General features: G+C 75.3%; 1 pseudogene. It reads left to right on the top strand.

Features of this window, described 5'->3' with window-relative positions:
* Nucleotides 1–406 precede the first annotated feature (406 nt).
* Nucleotides 407–588: pseudogene (locus tag LPA54_RS35390) on the top strand (hypothetical protein); the annotation flags it as partial.

Here is a 588-nt window from a genome sequence, read left to right as displayed (position 1 = left end):
ACTGACAACGGGCCGCGCCCGCGGGGAGTACGACCACGGGGAGCGAGGCCGGCGGCTCAGCTCCCGGCGCCCACCGCGTCGGCCCGGGCCCGCTCGGCCGGCGCCGTCACGGGCACGACGGCCGTCCCGCCCCTGCGTCCCGCCGGCCGGCGCCCCGGACACTCCGCGCGCCCGACGGTGTCCGCCCTTCCGGGACGCCGGAGTTCACCCGGACGGCGGACGTCCCCCAGGAGCCGGCCGTGCTGAACGACCGGCTCCGGCGTGCCACCGCGTTCGCCGACGCCTTCCGCGAGGAGAGCCGCCCCAAGAGCTGACCCGGGCTCACCCGCCGAGGTGCCGGGCGGGGCCCGCGATGCCACTCTGGATGAGATCGAACCGCTCGGGGACATCCGGAAGGTCGGGAAACATGGCCAGCAATGTCAGCGGTACGGGTTATCGCGGGGCGGGCCGGGAGGCCGAGAGCCCCTGGGCGGCGGGCTGGACGGTCGCCGCCGCGTTCCTGATGGTGTTCGGCGGCATCATGGCGATCTTCGAGGGCATCGCCGCCATCGCCCGGGACGACGTCTTCGTAGCCACGCCCAACTTCAC

Source organism: Streptomyces sp. DH12, from assembly GCF_020873895.1.
Lineage (GTDB): Bacteria > Actinomycetota > Actinomycetes > Streptomycetales > Streptomycetaceae > Streptomyces.
The sequence above is the reverse complement of the archived record's forward strand: the minus strand, read 5'-3'. Positions and strand labels throughout refer to the sequence as shown.